The sequence below is a fragment of the Paenibacillus taihuensis genome (assembly GCF_003386535.1).
In the GTDB taxonomy this organism is placed as follows: domain Bacteria; phylum Bacillota; class Bacilli; order Paenibacillales; family Paenibacillaceae; genus Paenibacillus_Z; species Paenibacillus_Z taihuensis.
Window position 1 is genome coordinate 89,647 of record NZ_QTTN01000002.1, and the last position, 17,961, is coordinate 107,607.

Consider the following 17,961-nt stretch of genomic DNA (forward strand, 5'->3'; position numbering starts at 1 on the left):
CTTGAATCGGTTGCTAAACCTTATAGTTTCTCTGCTATTCTAAGTTTTGCCGAACGTGCTCTCGGATTCTGTTCCAGCTCCGCTTCGTTTGGTACAATCGGCTTGCGATTGACCAGCTTCAGCTTGCCGCCGCCTCCGCATACGCACATCGGAAAATCAGGTGGACATGTGCATCTTTCAACAAATTTCGCAAAAAGCTGCTTGCAAATCCGATCTTCCAAGGAATGGAACGTAATTACGGACGCTCTTCCTCCGGAATTAAGCACGTCGATCGTTTGCGCAAGGCCTTCTTCCTCAGCGCCCAGTTCGTCATTAACTGCAATTCGCAGCGCTTGAAACGTACGCTTGGCAGGATGCGGCCCCGTTCTTCTTGCAGCAGCAGGGATACCCGTCTTAATAATTTCGACCAGTTCTCCCGTTGATTCGATCGGTTTCGACTCTCTAGCGGCAATGATCTTGCGGGCGATCGAACGCGCGAAGCGCTCCTCGCCATAATTCGTAATGATACGGGAGATTTCCCGTTCTTCCCATGTATTTACAATATCATCAGCTGTCAGCATGCCGTCTTGATCCATCCGCATGTCTAGCGGCGCATCATGATTGTAGCTGAAACCTCGCTCGCCCTCGTCTAGCTGCGGGCTGGAGACGCCTAGATCAAACAAAACACCGTCAACGCCATCAATGCCTAAATCTCGCAGTACATGCGCCAAGTAGCGGAAATTGCTCTTCACAAGCGTAACCCGGTCCATGTAGGCCGCCAGTCTCACCCGTGCGTTATCGAGCGCCCAATCATCTTGATCCAGCGCGATTAGCCGACCGCCCGGTCCAAGCCGCGAAGCGATTAGCTCGCTATGCCCGGCTCCTCCAAGCGTACAATCCACATAAATGCCATCCGGCTTGATGGCGAGTCCATCAACCGCTTCCTCCCTTAGCACCGTTATATGCTGAAACATGCTGTATACCTCCCGGCTCCAAGGACGCCGTAACTTTTCCACCTAACGACGAACGAGCTAAAAATTAAAATCAAAATCAACCAACTTCTCTGCAATTTCATTAAAGGTCTCTTCCGACTGTTTGAAGTAGCCTTCCCAAATCGGTTTGCTCCAAATTTCCACCCGGTTCGAAACGCCAAGCACGATACAATCTTTATCGAGCTTCGCATATTCACAGAGCGTATTCGGTAAGTTTACCCTTCCCTGTTTGTCGAGCTCGCATTCTGTAGCCCCGGAGAAGAAAAACCGGGAGAACGCACGCGCGTCCGACTTCATCATCGGCAGCGACTTCAGCTTCTGTTCCAGCAAGCTCCACTCACTCTCAGGATAGACGAACAAACAGTTATCCAGTCCTCTCGTGACAACAAAGCGTTCTCCAAGCTGCTCGCGGAATTTGGCGGGGATAATAATGCGGCCTTTTTCGTCGATGCTATGCTGATACTCGCCCATAAACATGTGACCGCTCCACCTCTTCCCCCAAAACCTCCACTCGGCCCCACTTTTCACCACTTAGCTTGAACTATTCGCCACCAGGCTGGATATTCCTGCTTCTTTAGCACGAATTAATAAAATATTTCACGGGATTAACCTTGTTACGATTTTGAAACTTTTTAGTACTATCGTTCGTGTACACTAGAAATGAAAATGCTGGATGAATCATTCATTGAGGGGGTACGCCCATGGCTGGCGACACTGCCTTAGTCGATAAAATAGTACTGCTGCGTTCCGTCGAACCGCTTGTGTTTCAAGTTTCGCTCTATTTGCTAGGCGATTCTCATGAAGCGGAGGCCGCTGCCAAGGAAGCTTTGCTGTCTCTGTACAGCTGCCCAAAATTCGGCTCGGCGAAGGATGCAGATCGTGCGGCGATTGCCAAAAAGACGGCGATGTCCACAGCAATCCGCCGCTCCGCTTACAGACGCAAACAGGCGTGAACAGCAAAAAGAGCCGCACCGCCAGCCATCCAAGGCTAGCAGCGCAGCTCTTCTCCAATCTTCTTATCGACTTACTTATTTTCTTCTGACTCTTCTTTACGCTCTTCTAACAACACCGCTCCCGGAGCCGGTGTATTCGGCACATTAGCAGTTAACTGACTTTTGCGCCGATTGCTTCGATACACCAAATAGAGCGGAATCCCGATGATGACAAGAATGACAAGAACGGGGAGTGCACCGGCAATAAAGATCACTAGCCCTTGGAAGAACGCATAAATGACATTCGTACTTCCGGTCATCGCATCTTTAATCCGCTCTACAAACTTCGGATCCTCCTTCAGAACTTGAGGCTCTGGCTCCAGCACTTGATACATGCGCAGATCAATCGTGGAGTAGGCTACGTTATTGTCCAGGTATTTCATGCGGCCTTTAATTTGCTCAATCTCTGTCTGTACATCGCCAAGCTGCTTGGAAATGGCCAATAAATCTGTCGTCTTCGTCGCCTTCTCCATGAAGGAAAGCAACCGCTCTTCAACGACTTTCCGCGCTTTCAGACGCGCCTCCAAGTCTACATACTCCTGCGTTACGTCCGTACCTTCAGCACTGCTCTCGAAGCTGACATGCTTCATTTTCTGAAGCTCCGTAATGAAGCCGTTGAAGCCGGAAGCAGGTACCTTCACGGTATACGTGCCGCCTAGTTCAGATGTCGTCTTCTTATCGGCGAACTTGAGCAAATAACCGCCGGAGAGATGAATGAGATTTTCAAGAGACGTATGCGCCTTATCGAAGTCTTCCACTTCCATGTTCACGTTCGCTCTGTAAATGATTTTTCGATCGATGGCATCGACCGGAGCTGTTGTCTCCTCGCTGCTGCTCCCGCTATCAACCGCACCTACACTGTCTGCAGAGGTGTCCGTGCTCACGGCTGGCGCGGCTGCAGATTCGGATGCAACTTGTGAACTTGCAGAGGTGTCCATCGTAGTGTCGTTCATAGTCGCGTCTGCTTTCATATTCGCATTCGTGCCAACCGCGCCATCCATTGCTGCAGAACTTGCGTCATTGCTGTTGCTGTTTGCCGAGCATCCGGCGAGCATCCCCACCAACATAACCACAAGCCCGATTAACACCAGCCATTTCATTCTCTGTCTGTTCATAGCATGACCCCCGTTATTTGGTATTTGTCTGCCTATCTACCAAACGTTCAGGTACTTGCAGATGTTGCAGCAGTTATCAAGAAAAAAGAGCGCATGGACGCCAACACGTCCACACGCTCCTATTCATCCAAATTTACATTAGTGCTCCTGCCAGCTGTCGAGGTATGCTGCCTGCTCTTCGGACAGCTTATCGATGCCAGTGCCAAGCGCTTCAAGCTTGAAGCGTGCTACCTGCTCATCCAGCTCGTATGGCACGTTAACAACCTTCTTGCCGATCGCGTTATAGTTGTCGTTCACATATTTCAGCGACATCGCTTGCAGCGCGAATGTCATATCCATAATTTCAGCCGGGTGACCGTCGCCTGCTGCCAGGTTAACCAAGCGGCCTTCTGCCAGCAAGTAGATGCTGCGCCCGTCCTTCAATTGATATTCTTCAATGTTGCGGCGTACAACGCGCTTGTTATTGGACAGCGCCTCGAGCTCCGGCTTGTTCACTTCCACGTCGAAGTGACCAGCGTTGGACAGAATCGCGCCGTCCTTCATCACTTCATAGTGCTCGCCGCGGATAACGTCGCGGTTGCCCGTTACCGTTACGAAGAAGTCGCCATGCTTCGCAGCTTCCTTCATCGGAAGAACAGTGAAGCCGTCCATGTACGCTTCAACCGCACGGATCGCATCGATCTCGGTGACGATAACTTGCGCACCGAGTCCTTTTGCACGCATCGCTACGCCTTTACCGCACCAGCCATAGCCTACGACTACAACTGTTTTGCCTGCGACAACCAGGTTTGTCGTCCGGTTAATGCCGTCCCATACGGATTGGCCTGTGCCGTAACGGTTGTCGAACAAGTACTTACAGAACGCATCGTTCACGGCAACCATCGGGAAGCTGAGCGAACCGTCCTTCTCCATCGCTTTCAGACGAAGAATACCTGTCGTCGTTTCTTCAGCGCCGCCGCGGATGTTCTCCATCAGGTCAGGACGCTCTGCATGCAGAATCGATACGAAATCGCCGCCGTCATCGATGATGAGGTCCGGCTTCGTTTCAAGCGCTTTGACAAGCAGCGACTTGTACTCTTCCGGCTCCGGATTGTATTTCGCGAATACAGTAATACCGTCTTCAACAAGAGCCGCACATACATCGTCTTGTGTGGAGAGCGGGTTACTGCCTGTAATTGTAACTTCAGCGCCGCCGGCTTGTACCACTTTCGCCAGATAAGCCGTTTTGGCTTCCAGGTGGAGCGAGATTGCAACTTTAAGCCCTTTGAACGGCTGTTCTTTCTCGAATTGCTCACGGATCCGGTTCAAAACCGGCATATGAGCCGCTACCCAATCGATTTTCAAATGGCCTTCCGGCGCAAGCGCCATATCTCGAACGATACTGTTCTGCTTCGCATTTACTGTCATTGTTCATTCAGCATCCTTTCCTTATCGCATTGCTATAATTCCATCATCGGCAGTTACAGACGAATTATGAAGTGTCCGCCTTGGCTGCTAAAAGGTGCTTCCAGCAGTTTGTCTACCCACGATAGACCATAGCGGTTCCAGAAATCCGTCATATTGAGCACACGCTCCTGCGGTTTTCCTTCCGGCCAAATCGACAGAGCTGCCCAGTCCATCTGGCTAAGCGCTGTATCGAAACGATGCGCATGGGCATCCTTCGTTCTTGCTTCCATGTATGCAAGCTCACGTTCAATTCGCTGCAAATTTTTCTCGGATAGATCCAGCAACCCACGCTGAACTCCAGCTGCCATATCCATGACAGGCTGGTAGATCGCTCTGAACTGCGCCTTCACTTCGGCGAATCGAGCTTCGATGCCAAGCTCGTCCCGCTCCTTCAGCCATGCTTCTCTGCGGTCTGCATACCGATGGGCGATATCGTCGAAAGAAAGATTGAACTTCGCCATATACTTCTCGGTTGTCCCTTCCACAAGCGTGTAGGACATCCGTGGAACGACGATCGGCATCTCCATCCCCAACACGTGAAAAGCACGCCCCGTCAGCGACCAGTAAGCAATCTCCCCTGGACCGAGCACAACAGCGAGAACCGGCAGCAAATAGTCCTGCATAATCGGTCTTGTCAGCACATTGTTGCTCAGCAGCTGCGGTTCGTTCTTCGCCATGTCCAGCATCTCCGCAGCCGACAAGGAATTCGCCTTCTTGCGGCTCTTGAAACGGCCTTCTTCCTTGTGGAGCAGCACCCGCTCGCCTTCATCGAACATAAACAAGTTCGCGCTGCCTGGAGTTACATCTGCCGCAGGCTTGAATCCAAGCTCCTGCACAGCATTTGCTGCGCTGGCATATGCCGCCTCAAGTTCATCGTTGCGCGCGATCATCTGCTCGAACATCGGTGCTTCCAATGCGCGGATGACTGGATCATCGGCGTCAAGCAGCACTAAGCCATACTTGCCGAAGAGCAGGCTCATCGAAGCAGCGAACAAGTCGCTGAGCGATTCTGCTCCCTCCGCCGCTTGCTCCAATTGCTGCAGCATATCTGGCTTGAATTCTGTATCCGGCAGCTCCTGGCTTAGACGCTGTAAAGCTTCTGCCCACACGTCTGGCTCAAGCTTCGTCCGGCTCACCGACGATCTGACACCGCTCGGCCGCTTAATCGCGATACGGCTCAGCTTCGTCGATTCTCCCTCACCATCAACACTCGCGCTTCGCACGAAGGCATGGTTCGCTTCGTCCCAATCATGATCCTCGCCCGCAATCCAGAACACGGGCACAACTGCTGTCCCTAGCTTGTCTGCCGATTCTCTGGCAGCAGAAATGACCGTTACCGCTTTATGTATAACGAGAAGCGGTCCCGTCCACAAGCCCGCCTGCTGGCCTGTTACAACAACAGGAGCGCCAGCGCGAATGGCATCAATGCTCGAATGGACGGCGGGATGGTCGTTCTTTACAGCATTATACTGGGTAAGCGCATCTGCGAGCCCCTCTGCTGATGTGCGCTTGTCGGCGTGGCTGTTCAGCCAGTTCAGCCGCTTCCCCCAATGAGCTCCTTCGGCAGCATGGCTGCCAAACAAGGCTTCGACGCCGGAATGGCTCCGGTTTATATACGCTTCGGTAATTGGCTGACCGAAAGGCAGCTGTATACACTCAAATTTCATGGACAATCTCTACCTTCCATCCACGATCTATTAATAAATGCAGTTTTTTCTCATTCATTGTACACAACGTCAAGCGGACCGTCAAAAAAAAACGCCCCTCATTCGCATGAGAGACGTTTGCGTCATTTGCATTAAGCCGTAAATAAGCTTTTGCCAAGACCGATACACATCAGAATCACGTAGCAGAATGCCATAACGAAGAATCCGAGACGCCAAATCGCCCGCATAATCCGGCGAAAATCCACGTTACCTTTCATCCGATATTGCGCATTGCCTAGCAGGCCGCCGCCTAGCAGCAGGACGAGCATGATGCCATAAATCCCGAAATGGCTGTTGAATATACGATTAAATAATACCGCTACACAGCCGATAAGCAGTGCAGTCGTGACATCCATCGCTGTACGGAACGCTTGCTTGCGGTCACCTGTATAGGCAGCATAGCCAAAATAGACGAGTACAAAAGGTATAATCGGAAGAACGGCCAAAAATGCATAGATGTGCTTAATGCTCTCCCATATCCACAGCATCTTAGATCGCCCCTCTCTCCATAAACAATATTAAGTATTCGGATGCAAAGCCTTGATCATCGTTAGAACGGCTTCATTCATGGGGGCAGGCTTGCCTAGCTTTCTCGCAAGCGATACGATGCCTCCATTGATCCAGTCGACTTCGGTTACTCGGCTTGCTTGTACGTCACGGAGCATGGACGATTCGTTACGCGCCGTCGCTTCGCAAATCTGCAGCACACGCTGCCAGCTATCGCCTTCGCTTACCATCCCGGCTGCAAGCAGTATCTGTTCACTCTCCGTATGCAGCGTCTCCATCAAACGTTTGCGCTGCGGATCAAGCGGCAGATCGCCGTTACGCACGTCAAAAATTGCCGTTAGCGGGTTGATGACCGCATTGATGAGCAATTTATGGAAAACACGATTCTCAACTTCATTCGACAGATACGCCTCAATTCCTGCACCTTCCATCGTTTTTAGCAACAAATTTTGGCGATTGCTAGTTATTTCGTCACTTCTCGGCCAAATTCCGAGCATGATGCTCCCGCTTCCTGTATGATGCACCGTGTTGCTGTCAACACGTAGTGCCCCCTCTGTCGTGACGGCGGCATACAAAGGCACTTGCGGCATCGCTGCTCGCAGCTTGTCCATATGCCCGATCCCATTCTGCAGGGCAACGATTGGCGTTTCCTCGGCATTACTGGTCTTCGCTTGCTTTACGAGCACTGCCAGTTGCGCGAGCATCGATTCATCGAGATGTGCCTGCTTCACGGCGAGCCAGATCCAATCGCATTTCTCCTGCGCCTGCCCCGCATCAGCGATGTACGAACGCAAAGAAGCCGCCTTCACTGGAATGCGGCTTACAAGGTTCTCTCCCTCAATTAAGGCGATACCTTCTTTATTCAACTGCTCAGCCTGGTTATCTGAATAGGTGAGCATCAGTATGTCCACGCCTGCGCGCGCAAGCCTGGCTCCATACAGCAAACCAAGTGCCCCTGCGCCTACGATTATTATTTTCAAGGATGAAACCTCATTCCACTAGTTCGTTATGTACGGCTGTATAGCTCCATCGTACCAGAAGCAAACTAAAAAATCTCGCCGCTCCTGATACAGGTCCGGTGAGATTTTTAAGAAATGCCTCCTCATAAAGGCGCACTATTCAATTCGTTCCAAGTTGCCGTTCGCATCCATTTTGAAGCGCGGCTTCGATTCATCTTCTTCCGTCAGCACCGTAAGCCGGCGCGCGCGGTCCATAATTTGAATCAGTGTTTTGTAATCGTCATTAACTGCACGGTAATCGGATTGCGCATTGTTTACTTCCGCCGATAACCGTTCGTTCATCTCGCGAAGCGTGAACAGCTCTTCGTCTTTATCACGCAGATCGCGCTCAAGCGTCTTGATTTGACGGTTAAGCTCTTGATAAGTACCCTTCCATTGACGCAGAAACCGAATAACGGTATCGATAGATAGCGATTCTTCCGTCAACGGATCATTCTTGTACGAACGCTCGTCTGTGTCAATCAAATTGATTGCGGACACATGAGGCGTAGCGACGTACGTCTGCTTCTTCATATAATTCCGCTTCTGGCGCTGCTGCTTCGCAATTTGTATCGCATCTTCATAGCGTTTGCGGACACAGCTGTTCCAGCGAAATCCGCAGGCGGCCGAGGTTCGGCCAATACGCTCTCCCACTTCTTCGAACGCGGCTAGCTGCGTACTACCTTCACGAATATGCCGCAGCGTGACCTCGGCCAGGATGAGATCATCATCCGGACTCCAGGCATCTTGTCTGACTGCTGTCATGCAACCAAAACCTCCTAACATTAGGCGCTTACTTTATCTCTATGCCCTTGGTAGAGTTCATAGAATCTATCGGATACTAATTTGTATATCCATTTTTTTTAAGGCTCATACATGTTTTTTCACAAATTGAAGCAAACTTGTACTGGCGTGGCAAAAGCTGAGAAAAAGTTTGCCAATTCGTCACGTTTGAAACAGTTTACACAAGTTACCTTAAACGTTATAATGGGCAATAGAAAAATGGACCAGAGACTAACAAGAGGGGGTATGAAATCATGGCACGGATGTTCCGAGTGCTCGGATTCTGGACACTTGTAATCGCGCTTATGTCGTTTGCAGGTCATATGGAAGAGATGTCACTCTTGTTCTTTATTCAAACCGCTGTGTTTGTCCTGTTAGGCTATTTGAACTTCTCTGAAAGAACCTATATGCTGATGTTCTGGGGATATATGTTTATCGCGTTCGTCGGGTTCACGTATTGGACCGTATTTGTAATGGGTAACCCATTCTAATAAAGGGACATCACTTTCGAACAATAGCCAAAAGGCTGTTTCAAGGAGACAAGCTCTCCGAGAAACAGCCTTTTTTCAATTCTCGCCTCGTTATTTATGCAGTACCAGCACCTTGAACGCTTCACTCATCCCATCGCTCAGCAGCAGCTGGCGAATGGCGCGATTGCGCCTTGCCGCCTCGCTGAAAGGATTCATGCCATCATGCGCCACTAGGTCTTGAAGCAGCCCATGATCGATAAGAAACTGCTTCTGCGTATCGTAATAGTGGACATTCCAGCCAGCAGCACCCGCTGCCGCTTTGCATGCGGTGAAGTTGACATGTGCAGTAATATCCTGCTCGCCAGGCGCGAGGAACGGCCGATCGTACGCGACATGATCCTTATAGCACAGCAGCGTACCGTGCATCCGGTGCGGCGCCGTTAGCTCCGCCGCTTCGTGGCCATAGTCGACCAGAAGCAGCGCACCCCTGGAGATCATCTCGCCAAGCTCGGCAATCCAATCTTCCGCGGCAAGATTCACCTCGGCAATCTGCCCTTCCATCAGGCGAATTCCATCGCGCTCAAGCACGGATAAGATCCGCTCGTCAGAAAGGGGCATACAGACATACTTGAACAGCTCTCCTTTTTCTGCCGCCGCTGACGCCGTCGCATTCGCCGTCGAAGTCGCTAGCTCAGTACTATCCGTCGTCGTAACACCTAGCTCCCAAAGTTGACCGTTTTTTTGCTGTACGCGGTGAACAGGAAAGGCGTCGAGCAGCTCGTTCGCAACGATGATCGTCTGCTGTTGTACATCCCTCTCTTGATGCACAGCCCTCTCTCGCCTGCCTTGAAGCACGCTGCGCGCTTCGTCAGGGGTCATGAAGGCAATGAAGCCTCCCTCTCCCATTCGCTCTTGTACAGGCTCCAGACAGCTTCGTGCCTCATTCAGATGAACGGGATTGCTGTCTACAACGATATACTGCAGCCTGGACAGCCACGGGCGAGACGCGTCGAGCCAGGCAGTCAGCATTTGGCGCGATAGCGCACCCGTACCCGCTCCCCACTCTACAATCGTAAGCCGTTCTTCCTCATCCACGTTAATCAGCTGATCGATACAGCTCGCTAGCTTCTCTCCCATTAACGATCCGACCTGCGAGCTCGTATAGAAATCACCATCTTTGCCTACCCGTACATGACCAGATTTGTAATAGCCATCCGTCTCGTCGTAGAGACAACGATCCATATAGTCACGGAACGTGATACAGCGAACCTCTCTGTCATCCTCAGCAGGCGAGGGAATCCAGCCATAGCACTCGCTTTGCTCAATTTCTCTATGTATTGAAGCGGTCAAACGCTCTTTCTGATTCATTGCGGCAGCCTCCAAATCAAGGACAAAATTACAGCTTCAAGATATAATAGATTCGTTCGCAGCATATAGTAGTGCATGCAACAAGCGGCCCTATAGCCCATAAAGACAGAGCAGAAAGGGGAGCCTTGCGTGAAAGGAACGAACCGCCGCCGGAGCGCTGCGATCGTCATTGGCCTGCTTGCCTGCTGGCTGACGATCTTCCCCGTATTCGCAGATCCGGCGACCCCGCAGGATGAAGAAGTAAGGCGCATCCTGGAGAAGAGCCTCTCCGTCGTCGAAATCGACAAAGAAATTATACGCATTCAAGAGGAACAGAAGACGATTACCGTTCAGCTCACAGATTCGAAGACCAAGCTCTCCGAGCAAGAGCAAGCGATTCAGAAGCAGCGTGAAGAAGCTGGCAAGGTGCTACGCGCTTACTATACCGGAGAACGCAATTTTCTGCTCACGGCATTGTTTCACACGGACAACCTATCCGAACTATTCACAATGCTTGACTTTTTCGATCTTATTTTCTCATCTGACAAGCTTACTTTGGATACATACACGAAGCAATATCGCGAGCTTAAACAGAACATCGGCAAGCTAGACACGAAGTCCAAGGAGCTGAGCGAGGTTGAGACGAAGCTGAAGACACAGCGCGATCGTGTCGCCGCTCTTCAAGCAGACGTCAACTCCGATCTAAGCGGGCGCTCCGATGCTGACAAGCTGCGCACGCTTATCGATGAGTTCACGAATTACTGGCAAGAGACCGGGCTCGTCCAGGTAAGACGTTATTTCAACGCGCTCTCCAAGGCGATGAACCAGATGCCGGGTTGGATTCAAAAGGATAAAGAGATGCTGTCGATCGACGGCTTCAATTACACGATTACGATACCAGAGACGAAGCTGAACAGCTTCCTCCGCGAGAAGAATCCGATCTTCGACAACTTCTCCTTCGTCTTCAAGCAGAATAACGTCATCGTATCCGGCAAGGACGATAAAATGTCCGTCGAGGTTGACGGCCACTATACGCTGGAGAAGAACGGCGCCATTCTGTTCCATGTCGATGCGTTGATCTTCAATGGACTGGCGCTGCCAGACACAACGAGACAGCAGCTGGAGCGAGAATTTGACCTTGGCTTCAATGTATCGGAGATGGTTCCATTCCTGAAGACCAAGTCGGTCTCAACCGAAGATGGCAAGCTAGTGGTTAAGCTCGCTCTTAGTCTCTAGTGACTTCCCAAACGGCGCCTCGGCGCCGTTTTCTTCTGGCTCCTCATTCCACTGCGCGATAAACTTCGACGCTGTCGCCTTCCCGAATGGCTGCGCATTGCCGCCTAGCTGCGCAACGAGCTGATCCCATCGCTCCCACCGCTCATGCCACGCAGGATCCGGCGTCGTTTGCGCGCTTTGTCCAAGCAGGTTCACGAGAAAATGGGGCGGCCGATCTGATATGAGGCTGTACTCGTATTCTTTGGTCATTGCGGAAATTCGTGAAGGCAGCCGCTTCATCCGCTTATATCGATCAAGTTGTTCGCTTGTTATCGTCATTTCGTTAATATATTCTCTTGCTTCGGCCAGCTTCTCGGTCTCGGCCATCAGCACGAAGCTTCTGCCATTGGTCCGAACGAGCGGTCCTTTCTGCGTGCCGATAAGCAGCAGATTGCGCTGGTCATTCGACAGCGACTGATAGACGGACCACGGCATGACGGCGGACAGCAGCTTGCCGGATTCGAAAGCAGCCATCAGCTGCACCTTCTGCTGCTCCGGATCAAGCCGATAGATGGTCCCTTCCCGTTCTGCCGTATACCGAAGCTGCTGCTTCTCGCTCAGATTAAAAGCGGACAAGTTGCCGGCAGGCTCACCGTTCTCGCGGAACATCCCTAACCAAGCGATCAGCTGCGTCGCGTCTGCGGTGTTCAGATTGAACGGACTCACTGCAGCCTCCGGCATCGTTGTGACCAGCTGTTCCAGCACATTATGTAGTGCTTGTAAATTGACTGGCGGCACACTGAGACCGCCAGCCTTAAGCAGCTCCTTCTGCCACACAACGAGCAGTGGATCACTATCGAGCGGTACGCCCCACAAGGAGCCATTCCACTTCACAATACTTGTGAGCGCTTCCAGTTGGTCAGCGGCAGCGTCGCCTGTGACAACTTCATCAGCCGGCAGCAGCAGTCCCTGCACGGCGAATTCACGAACCCTGTCATTATCGAGCAGCATCATATCATAAGGAGCACCTGCTTCAGACGCTTGCTTGCGCGCTGCATCGGCGTCCTTGCCTCGAATATTCGTCATGCTTATACTAATCTCCGGATGGCTCCGTTCGAACAAATCATTCTGTTTCACCCAGTATTCATACTCATCCTCATCCATAGACACGGCAATCGACAACGTCTTATGCGCTTCGTCGCTGCCATCGATCACTTCCGGCTTGCTCGTCCACAGGATGCCGTCATTCGCTGGCGTCACCGGTGAGCCGGGCTTGCCGAACATGGGAACAAGCAGTGCCGTACAGATCGTAAACACGCTAAGCACGAGCATAACATATCTTCTCCGTGACACCTTGTCCCTCCTTGATCAGCACCTATTTTGAGCTAAGCTTTATTGTAGCAAGAAAGCGCTTTTTTGTCGTGTTTCATTTCCATTACAATAGGGCCAGCCATTGCTTGCGAGCTGCGAATCCGTCATACTGACAGCAAGATGACGTCTGTATCACCACGCCATGCCTAGCCAAGCGAAGCCATTCGGAGAGGGAGAATACTATGCAAACCGTTTATAGCGTTGAAATGCTGCTGCCTGATGATAAACTGCCAGGCTATTACGCACAAATTGTGAAAGGTATCGCCGATGTCGTCACCTTAATCGACCGCGACAAGACGATGCTGTTCGTAAAATCGGGCGAGGACGCCGACGCGATTGAAGCGTTCACCGCCAAATATAAAGTACAGTGCGAACGAGGTACTTGGCTGCGCCTCGACGAGCCAGGCTGGCACCCCAATCCGCAGCTGTTCACCGATTACGGCATCATCACGCGATCGGACAACCATTTCCTTGATCTGCAGCTTGCGGCCGTTGTCAGCTTCTCTGCTTCGTCGCCGGACGCCGAGCTCGCATCAGCTCTAGAACAAGCAAGTGAGCACGCTCTTGCTGACCTTACAACGGAAGACGGCCGAAAGCTTATCGCTGTCGACCGTCATCAAGTGGAGCTTATGGAAGGCATCGCCCGCGCTTACCGCTGCCACGCTGAGCTCATCCTCTAATGCGCGGCTTTCCCTTACAACAGGTCAGCTGCCAGCTGCGCGAGCTTGGAACGTTCGCCCTTCTCGAGCGTCATATGGCCGCTGACGCTTTCTTGCTTGAACCGCTCCACGATATGCGTGAGGCCGTTGCTGATCGAATCGAGATACGGGTGGTCGATTTGCTCCGGATCACCCATCAGGACGATTTTACTGCCTTCGCCGACACGGGAGACGATCGTCTTCACCTCATGCCGCGTTAAATTTTGCGCTTCGTCGATAATGATGAACTGCCCCGGAATGGAACGGCCCCGAATGTAGGTCAGCGCCTCCACCTGGATGCTGCCGAGTCCCATCAATATTTTATCGATATCGCCCGACTTCTTCGTATCGAACAAATACTCCAAATTATCATAAATCGGCTGCATCCACGGACGCAGCTTCTCATCCTTCTCACCTGGTAAATACCCGATATCTTTGCCCATCGGGACGACCGGCCTCGCAATGAGCAGCTTCTTATATTTGTGCTCATCCTCGACCTTCATCAGCCCGGCTGCGAGCGCAAGCAGCGTCTTGCCAGTTCCTGCCTTGCCCGTCAGCGTCACGAGCGGAATATCGTCGCTGAGCAGCAGCTCCAGCGCCATCCGCTGCTGGGCGTTGCGCGCCGTTATCCCCCATACCGGATCATTGCTTAAGTATAGCGGCTCAAGTCTTGCGCCATCTTGGCTCACCTTGAGCAATGCTGATTTTGAAGTGCCCATCTCATCGCGCAGAATAACGAATTCGTTCGGGTGCAGCCTCGTGCTTAGCAGCAAATTTTTGATCGTCAGAAACCGGTACGTATAGAATTCATCGATGACCGAGGGATGTACCTTAAGGGTCAAATAGCCTGCGTAGACATCCGATGGAGCAACGACCTGATCAGATAAGTAGTCCTGCGCTTCAAGCCCGAGCACATCCGCTTTAATGCGTACAAGCACGTCTTTACTGACGATGATGACTGGACGTGACTCCCCTTTCTCCACTTCCTCCAGATGATAATTAAGTGCAACGGCCAGTATCCGATTGTCGTTGGACATCTCGCCGAACATTTCCTGAACCCTAATAAAGCTGCGATGATTCAATTCAACCTTCAGTACGCCCCCGTTATCCAATCCTATCCCTTCGTGCAGATGGCCAATCATCCGCATCTGATCAAGCAGCCGCGACACATGTCTTGCATTGCGGCCGAGCTCGTCAGCAAGCCTTTTCTTTGAGTCAATTTCTTCCAACACCACCGCGGGAATAATGACCTCGTTGTCCTCAAATGCGAAGATCGCTTGCGGATCATGTAACAGTACATTGGTGTCGAGCACGAATATTTTTTTCAATCGTGAGCCCTCCTGGCGTTGGAATTATCATTCAAAGGCATACATAGCGCTACCGGCTTTAAGGCAAACTATGCTGGAACACGTGTAAACGGCTGGCGCCGTCCAATAGCGGCGTAAGCTAACGTTTAACGCTAGTACGAATACAGAAAGGTCAGGTGGCGAATATGAGCAAGTGGCTGGTGTCCGCTATAATCCTTTGTTTGCTGGCAACAGGCTGTAACACTGTCGCCCGCAACGAGACATCACCCTCTCCACAGAATGATAATCGCGTACGTGCACAACAGAGCGCTCCACAGAAAATGAAGATCGGCAATTCGAAGCAAGTTGCCGCTCATCTGGAATCATTAGCGCGCGGCGTTCCCGGCGTTAAGGCTGCTCATTGTGTCGTATTCAAAAATACGGCGGTTGTCGGAATCGACGTTGCCGGCAATCTCGATCGTTCTCGTGTAGGAACAATCAAATATGCCGTTGCGGAAGCGTTCCGTAAAGACCCTTATGGTATAGATGCCATCGTTACAGCCGACATGGATTTGTCGTCACGGCTGAAAGAAGTGCAAGCCGATATGAAACGAGGCAGACCATTTGCCGGCATCGCGGAAGAGATGGCCGACATTATCGGGCGGATCGTGCCGCAGCTGCCGCGGGATGTACAGCCAATGAAGCCGGAGGAGCCGAACAAGGTGAATTCGAAAGGCTCGCATCACAAGCTCTAAAGGCTTGGCTTTACTAAGCTATGCAAACCATCCACGCTACTTGCGCCGCCGTACATGAGAAACCGTATAAGAACACAAAAAGCCTAGTGAATAGTCACTAGGCTTTTTTCTAGGTAAGCAGCAAACACCTGTCCATCCAACTTGTCTGCGGCTTGCTCAATCATCATACGTTTCTCAACTTCAGATGCCCCGGACAAGCATGCGCCGCCCGATATCGCATCGCCAATGTAAGCGATTTCGTGATCGAAGCGTACAAGCTTAAATGGCACCTCTAAAAGTGCATCTGATACAAGCATTGCTGTGCCGTAGATCGTTGGAACGGTTCCCGGCGCAAACAGAGTCATGCTTACATCAGACATCGAAGCCATGTTCATCATGAGGCTGGAGCGTCTCTCAAGGATTACATATCGCTGGGTAGATCGGTTGACCGCATGAACCCGCGATTTAATGCTCGAGGTCGGATCGCCGCTGTTCGCATCCGTAGTATGCAGAAGAACGTTTGGTACTGCAATTGCTAGGCCATACAACAGCTCGTCAGTAAGTACGGTGACGGATTCGGACATCCGCATACCCTCCTTGCCTACAGTGTCGACATGTCTGCTTCGGTACATCCATTATAGCATAGGAGGGTTTGTACTACCACCGTCATTCAGCTAGTTTTGCCTGCAGCGCTGACTTCGCTTCTTCCAGCTTCGCTTCGTTCAGTCTGACATAAGGGCTCTTCCAATCGCCCTCAAGCGGAATAAACGTAATATCACTCCGGCTAATGCCGAAGTACGTAGTCATCATATTCTCCACTTCGCTCGTCGGAATGTCCATGCGCATGTTATTGCCAACCGCTTTAATTACGCCGGCGATCTTCGTTACGCTGGAGAACGACTTGAGCTTATCGGCGATTTCGCCTAGCACTTGGCTTTCACGCTTGTTGCGGTCGAAATCGCTGGACATATTCGTGCCGTCATTCGATTTGCGATATCGAACGAAATCCAGCGCGTCATCGCCCATTAGCGTCTGATGGCCTTTCTTCAAATCGATGTTCGTTCCGTCTGCATTATCTACATAATGCATGTCCATATCCACGTCGACTTCAACTCCGCCGAGCGCATCAACGACATCGGAGAACCCTTGGAAATTTATCGTAGCCGTATAATCGATTGGAATCCCAAAGAACTTGCCGAACATCGTACGCAGATCTTGCTTCGCTTGCTTCTCTGCGTCCTTTCCTTTCAACCCATCATCATGAGCGCCTCTAAGAAACCGCGAATAGTAGGCATTTGCTTTGCGAGTATTATAGCCAGACAGTTCGATCTTGGAATCACGCGGAATGGAAACCACAACGGCCGACTTCGTTTTCGGGTTGAAGGAAGCGACCATCATAACATCCGTGTTCAAGCTGCCCGTTTCTTTACGGGTATCAAAGCCAAGCAGCATGATCGTTACGGGCTTTTCTTTAACCGATTGTCCTTTCGGAATAACAACGGCCGGATCGGCATCTGTTGTAATATCGCCCAAAGCGTCCGTCGATACTTTATAGATGTAAGCCAAATAACCTGCCACTCCGATCAGGAGCACCAGAAATACGACCATGATCCGGCGAAGCCAGTATTTAGGTTTCTTACGTTTCTGCTCATACCTAGCTGATCTGCTATTCATGACTTCCACCTTCGTCAATTGTATTTCGGATTTGCGTTAATGTCTTGGAGAAGCTGTTCGCCAGACTCCCGAGGAATCATCTGAAGCTTAGGTTTTCCTTCCTTCTCATACCGAAGATGAAACATCGTGTCATCGATCTTATGTATGCTTAAGGCTGAAATCCCGTGATCTTCCGTCAAAATTTGCAAGAAAAAATCACGCGTATCCGCGGCAGCCTGATCATCCGGTCTCGCATCCGCTACAATTTGAATTTGCAGCCAATTGAACAAGGCATCTTCCAGTCGCAAATTAAGCCCCTCCCGGATCGGAACCGTTACGCTTTCCTTTGATCTTGTCATAGAACTGTCTTCCGCGCAGCAGCGCCATCATGAATACAGCAACAGACATACATTGAATGATTGGCAGCTTGTCGAACTGAAGTACGAACAGGACGAACGAGCCGAGTGCCATCACGAGATGCACGAGTATTTCTTTCAGTATCGGCAAGCGGCCGACCCGAAATACCGCGTTAAAAATATAAATCGTAAGCGCTAAAATAATAATGTACGTCAAAATAGGATGACCGTGAAACCAGCTCTGCATCGTAGCTTCAACCTCCGGTTTGGCTTATGAAAAACAGCTGTCTTTGACGCAAACGGCAGGGCGACA

At 51.2% G+C, this 17,961-nt stretch carries 20 protein-coding genes; 5 read left to right on the forward strand and 15 right to left on the reverse strand.

All coding sequences use genetic code 11. From position 1 onward, the window contains the following. Window positions 1–20 precede the first annotated feature (20 nt). Both rsmH and mraZ read right to left on the reverse strand, forming a co-directional pair. On the reverse strand, window positions 21–953 hold the full coding sequence (rsmH, locus tag A8990_RS02565) for a 16S rRNA (cytosine(1402)-N(4))-methyltransferase RsmH (RefSeq protein WP_116187455.1): 933 nt from the start codon (window positions 951–953) through the stop codon (window positions 21–23). A 57-nt stretch (window positions 954–1,010) separates the two neighbouring features. Beyond that, window positions 1,011–1,448 (reverse strand): division/cell wall cluster transcriptional repressor MraZ, encoded by a 438-nt coding sequence (gene mraZ, locus A8990_RS02570; RefSeq protein WP_116187456.1) that lies wholly within the window; start codon window positions 1,446–1,448, stop codon window positions 1,011–1,013. A gap of 224 nt (window positions 1,449–1,672) precedes the next feature. Between mraZ and A8990_RS02575 the strand changes: the two genes are divergently transcribed. Further along, on the forward strand, window positions 1,673–1,924 hold the full coding sequence (locus A8990_RS02575) for a hypothetical protein (RefSeq protein ID WP_116187457.1): 252 nt from the start codon (window positions 1,673–1,675) through the stop codon (window positions 1,922–1,924). A 71-nt stretch (window positions 1,925–1,995) separates the two neighbouring features. On the opposite strand, the gene A8990_RS02580 is transcribed toward A8990_RS02575, so the two are convergent. From A8990_RS02580 to A8990_RS02605, 6 genes are all read right to left on the reverse strand, one after another. Further along, window positions 1,996–3,078, reverse strand: coding sequence for a DUF4349 domain-containing protein (locus A8990_RS02580; protein WP_116187458.1), 1,083 nt, complete (start codon window positions 3,076–3,078; stop codon window positions 1,996–1,998). Window positions 3,079–3,216: 138 nt separating this feature from the next. Beyond that, window positions 3,217–4,485 carry an adenosylhomocysteinase gene (locus A8990_RS02585; protein WP_116187459.1) on the reverse strand — a complete coding sequence of 423 codons (1,269 nt, stop codon included), beginning with the start codon at window positions 4,483–4,485 and terminating at the stop codon, window positions 3,217–3,219. 53 nt (window positions 4,486–4,538) lie between these two features. Next, complete coding sequence (gene bshC, locus A8990_RS02590; protein ID WP_116187460.1) at window positions 4,539–6,191, reverse strand: bacillithiol biosynthesis cysteine-adding enzyme BshC; 1,653 nt, start codon at window positions 6,189–6,191, stop codon at window positions 4,539–4,541. Window positions 6,192–6,322: 131 nt separating this feature from the next. After that, window positions 6,323–6,718, reverse strand: coding sequence for a DUF3397 domain-containing protein (locus A8990_RS02595; protein ID WP_116187461.1), 396 nt, complete (start codon window positions 6,716–6,718; stop codon window positions 6,323–6,325). Window positions 6,719–6,748: 30 nt separating this feature from the next. After that, window positions 6,749–7,717, reverse strand: a complete 969-nt coding sequence (locus A8990_RS02600) for a ketopantoate reductase family protein (protein WP_116187462.1) — start codon at window positions 7,715–7,717, stop codon at window positions 6,749–6,751. Window positions 7,718–7,852: 135 nt separating this feature from the next. Continuing rightward, window positions 7,853–8,500, reverse strand: a complete 648-nt coding sequence (locus A8990_RS02605; protein ID WP_116187463.1) for an RsfA family transcriptional regulator — start codon at window positions 8,498–8,500, stop codon at window positions 7,853–7,855. Between the two features lie 272 nt (window positions 8,501–8,772). Here A8990_RS02605 and A8990_RS02610 point away from each other — a divergent pair, with 272 nt between their 5' ends. Next, complete coding sequence (locus A8990_RS02610) at window positions 8,773–9,009, forward strand: DUF2626 domain-containing protein (RefSeq protein WP_116187464.1); 237 nt, start codon at window positions 8,773–8,775, stop codon at window positions 9,007–9,009. 90 nt (window positions 9,010–9,099) lie between these two features. Here the strand turns inward: A8990_RS02610 and A8990_RS02615 are convergent, their stop codons facing one another. Further along, window positions 9,100–10,356, reverse strand: coding sequence for a class I SAM-dependent methyltransferase (locus A8990_RS02615; protein ID WP_116187465.1), 1,257 nt, complete (start codon window positions 10,354–10,356; stop codon window positions 9,100–9,102). A gap of 129 nt (window positions 10,357–10,485) precedes the next feature. Between A8990_RS02615 and A8990_RS02620 the strand changes: the two genes are divergently transcribed. Then, the gene (locus A8990_RS02620) at window positions 10,486–11,571 is read left to right on the forward strand and encodes a coiled-coil domain-containing protein (RefSeq protein ID WP_116187466.1); all 1,086 of its coding nucleotides are present in this window, start codon (window positions 10,486–10,488) and stop codon (window positions 11,569–11,571) included. On the opposite strand, the gene A8990_RS02625 is transcribed toward A8990_RS02620, so the two are convergent. Further along, window positions 11,542–12,903, reverse strand: a complete 1,362-nt coding sequence (locus A8990_RS02625) for an ABC transporter substrate-binding protein (RefSeq protein ID WP_147306757.1) — start codon at window positions 12,901–12,903, stop codon at window positions 11,542–11,544. The genes A8990_RS02620 and A8990_RS02625 overlap by 30 nt on opposite strands. 200 nt (window positions 12,904–13,103) lie before the next feature. Here A8990_RS02625 and A8990_RS02630 point away from each other — a divergent pair, with 200 nt between their 5' ends. Beyond that, complete coding sequence (locus A8990_RS02630; protein WP_116187468.1) at window positions 13,104–13,601, forward strand: hypothetical protein; 498 nt, start codon at window positions 13,104–13,106, stop codon at window positions 13,599–13,601. Window positions 13,602–13,615: 14 nt separating this feature from the next. Here the strand turns inward: A8990_RS02630 and A8990_RS02635 are convergent, their stop codons facing one another. Next, complete coding sequence (locus A8990_RS02635; RefSeq protein WP_116187469.1) at window positions 13,616–14,947, reverse strand: PhoH family protein; 1,332 nt, start codon at window positions 14,945–14,947, stop codon at window positions 13,616–13,618. A 164-nt stretch (window positions 14,948–15,111) separates the two neighbouring features. Here A8990_RS02635 and A8990_RS02640 point away from each other — a divergent pair, with 164 nt between their 5' ends. Further along, complete coding sequence (locus A8990_RS02640) at window positions 15,112–15,660, forward strand: YhcN/YlaJ family sporulation lipoprotein (protein WP_116187470.1); 549 nt, start codon at window positions 15,112–15,114, stop codon at window positions 15,658–15,660. A gap of 83 nt (window positions 15,661–15,743) precedes the next feature. On the opposite strand, the gene A8990_RS02645 is transcribed toward A8990_RS02640, so the two are convergent. The 4 genes from A8990_RS02645 to A8990_RS02660 all read right to left on the reverse strand — a co-directional run bounded on the left by A8990_RS02645 (window position 15,744) and on the right by A8990_RS02660 (window position 17,895). Continuing rightward, window positions 15,744–16,223, reverse strand: coding sequence for a PNPOx family protein (locus A8990_RS02645; RefSeq protein ID WP_116187471.1), 480 nt, complete (start codon window positions 16,221–16,223; stop codon window positions 15,744–15,746). Between the two features lie 82 nt (window positions 16,224–16,305). After that, complete coding sequence (locus A8990_RS02650; protein ID WP_245995819.1) at window positions 16,306–17,313, reverse strand: LCP family protein; 1,008 nt, start codon at window positions 17,311–17,313, stop codon at window positions 16,306–16,308. A gap of 14 nt (window positions 17,314–17,327) precedes the next feature. Further along, on the reverse strand, window positions 17,328–17,600 hold the full coding sequence (locus A8990_RS02655; RefSeq protein WP_116187472.1) for a hypothetical protein: 273 nt from the start codon (window positions 17,598–17,600) through the stop codon (window positions 17,328–17,330). Window position 17,601: 1 nt separating this feature from the next. Beyond that, window positions 17,602–17,895, reverse strand: a complete 294-nt coding sequence (locus tag A8990_RS02660) for a YlaH-like family protein (RefSeq protein WP_116187473.1) — start codon at window positions 17,893–17,895, stop codon at window positions 17,602–17,604. Window positions 17,896–17,961: the final 66 nt, after the last annotated feature.

What these genes read in the sequence shown, in the direction of transcription:
- A8990_RS02575 (WP_116187457.1), top strand. Translation starts at nt 1,673, where the DNA reads ATGGCTGGCGACACTGCCTTAGTCGATAAAATAGTACTGCTGCGTTCC.
- A8990_RS02660 (WP_116187473.1), bottom strand. Translation starts at nt 17,895, where the DNA reads ATGCAGAGCTGGTTTCACGGTCATCCTATTTTGACGTACATTATTATT.
- A8990_RS02640 (WP_116187470.1), top strand. Translation starts at nt 15,112, where the DNA reads ATGAGCAAGTGGCTGGTGTCCGCTATAATCCTTTGTTTGCTGGCAACA.
- A8990_RS02615 (WP_116187465.1), bottom strand. Translation starts at nt 10,356, where the DNA reads ATGAATCAGAAAGAGCGTTTGACCGCTTCAATACATAGAGAAATTGAG.
- A8990_RS02645 (WP_116187471.1), bottom strand. Translation starts at nt 16,223, where the DNA reads ATGTCCGAATCCGTCACCGTACTTACTGACGAGCTGTTGTATGGCCTA.
- bshC (WP_116187460.1), bottom strand. Translation starts at nt 6,191, where the DNA reads ATGAAATTTGAGTGTATACAGCTGCCTTTCGGTCAGCCAATTACCGAA.
- A8990_RS02605 (WP_116187463.1), bottom strand. Translation starts at nt 8,500, where the DNA reads ATGACAGCAGTCAGACAAGATGCCTGGAGTCCGGATGATGATCTCATC.
- rsmH (WP_116187455.1), bottom strand. Translation starts at nt 953, where the DNA reads ATGTTTCAGCATATAACGGTGCTAAGGGAGGAAGCGGTTGATGGACTC.
- A8990_RS02650 (WP_245995819.1), bottom strand. Translation starts at nt 17,313, where the DNA reads ATGAATAGCAGATCAGCTAGGTATGAGCAGAAACGTAAGAAACCTAAA.
- A8990_RS02630 (WP_116187468.1), top strand. Translation starts at nt 13,104, where the DNA reads ATGCAAACCGTTTATAGCGTTGAAATGCTGCTGCCTGATGATAAACTG.
- A8990_RS02585 (WP_116187459.1), bottom strand. Translation starts at nt 4,485, where the DNA reads ATGACAGTAAATGCGAAGCAGAACAGTATCGTTCGAGATATGGCGCTT.
- A8990_RS02610 (WP_116187464.1), top strand. Translation starts at nt 8,773, where the DNA reads ATGGCACGGATGTTCCGAGTGCTCGGATTCTGGACACTTGTAATCGCG.
- mraZ (WP_116187456.1), bottom strand. Translation starts at nt 1,448, where the DNA reads ATGTTTATGGGCGAGTATCAGCATAGCATCGACGAAAAAGGCCGCATT.
- A8990_RS02595 (WP_116187461.1), bottom strand. Translation starts at nt 6,718, where the DNA reads ATGCTGTGGATATGGGAGAGCATTAAGCACATCTATGCATTTTTGGCC.
- A8990_RS02580 (WP_116187458.1), bottom strand. Translation starts at nt 3,078, where the DNA reads ATGAACAGACAGAGAATGAAATGGCTGGTGTTAATCGGGCTTGTGGTT.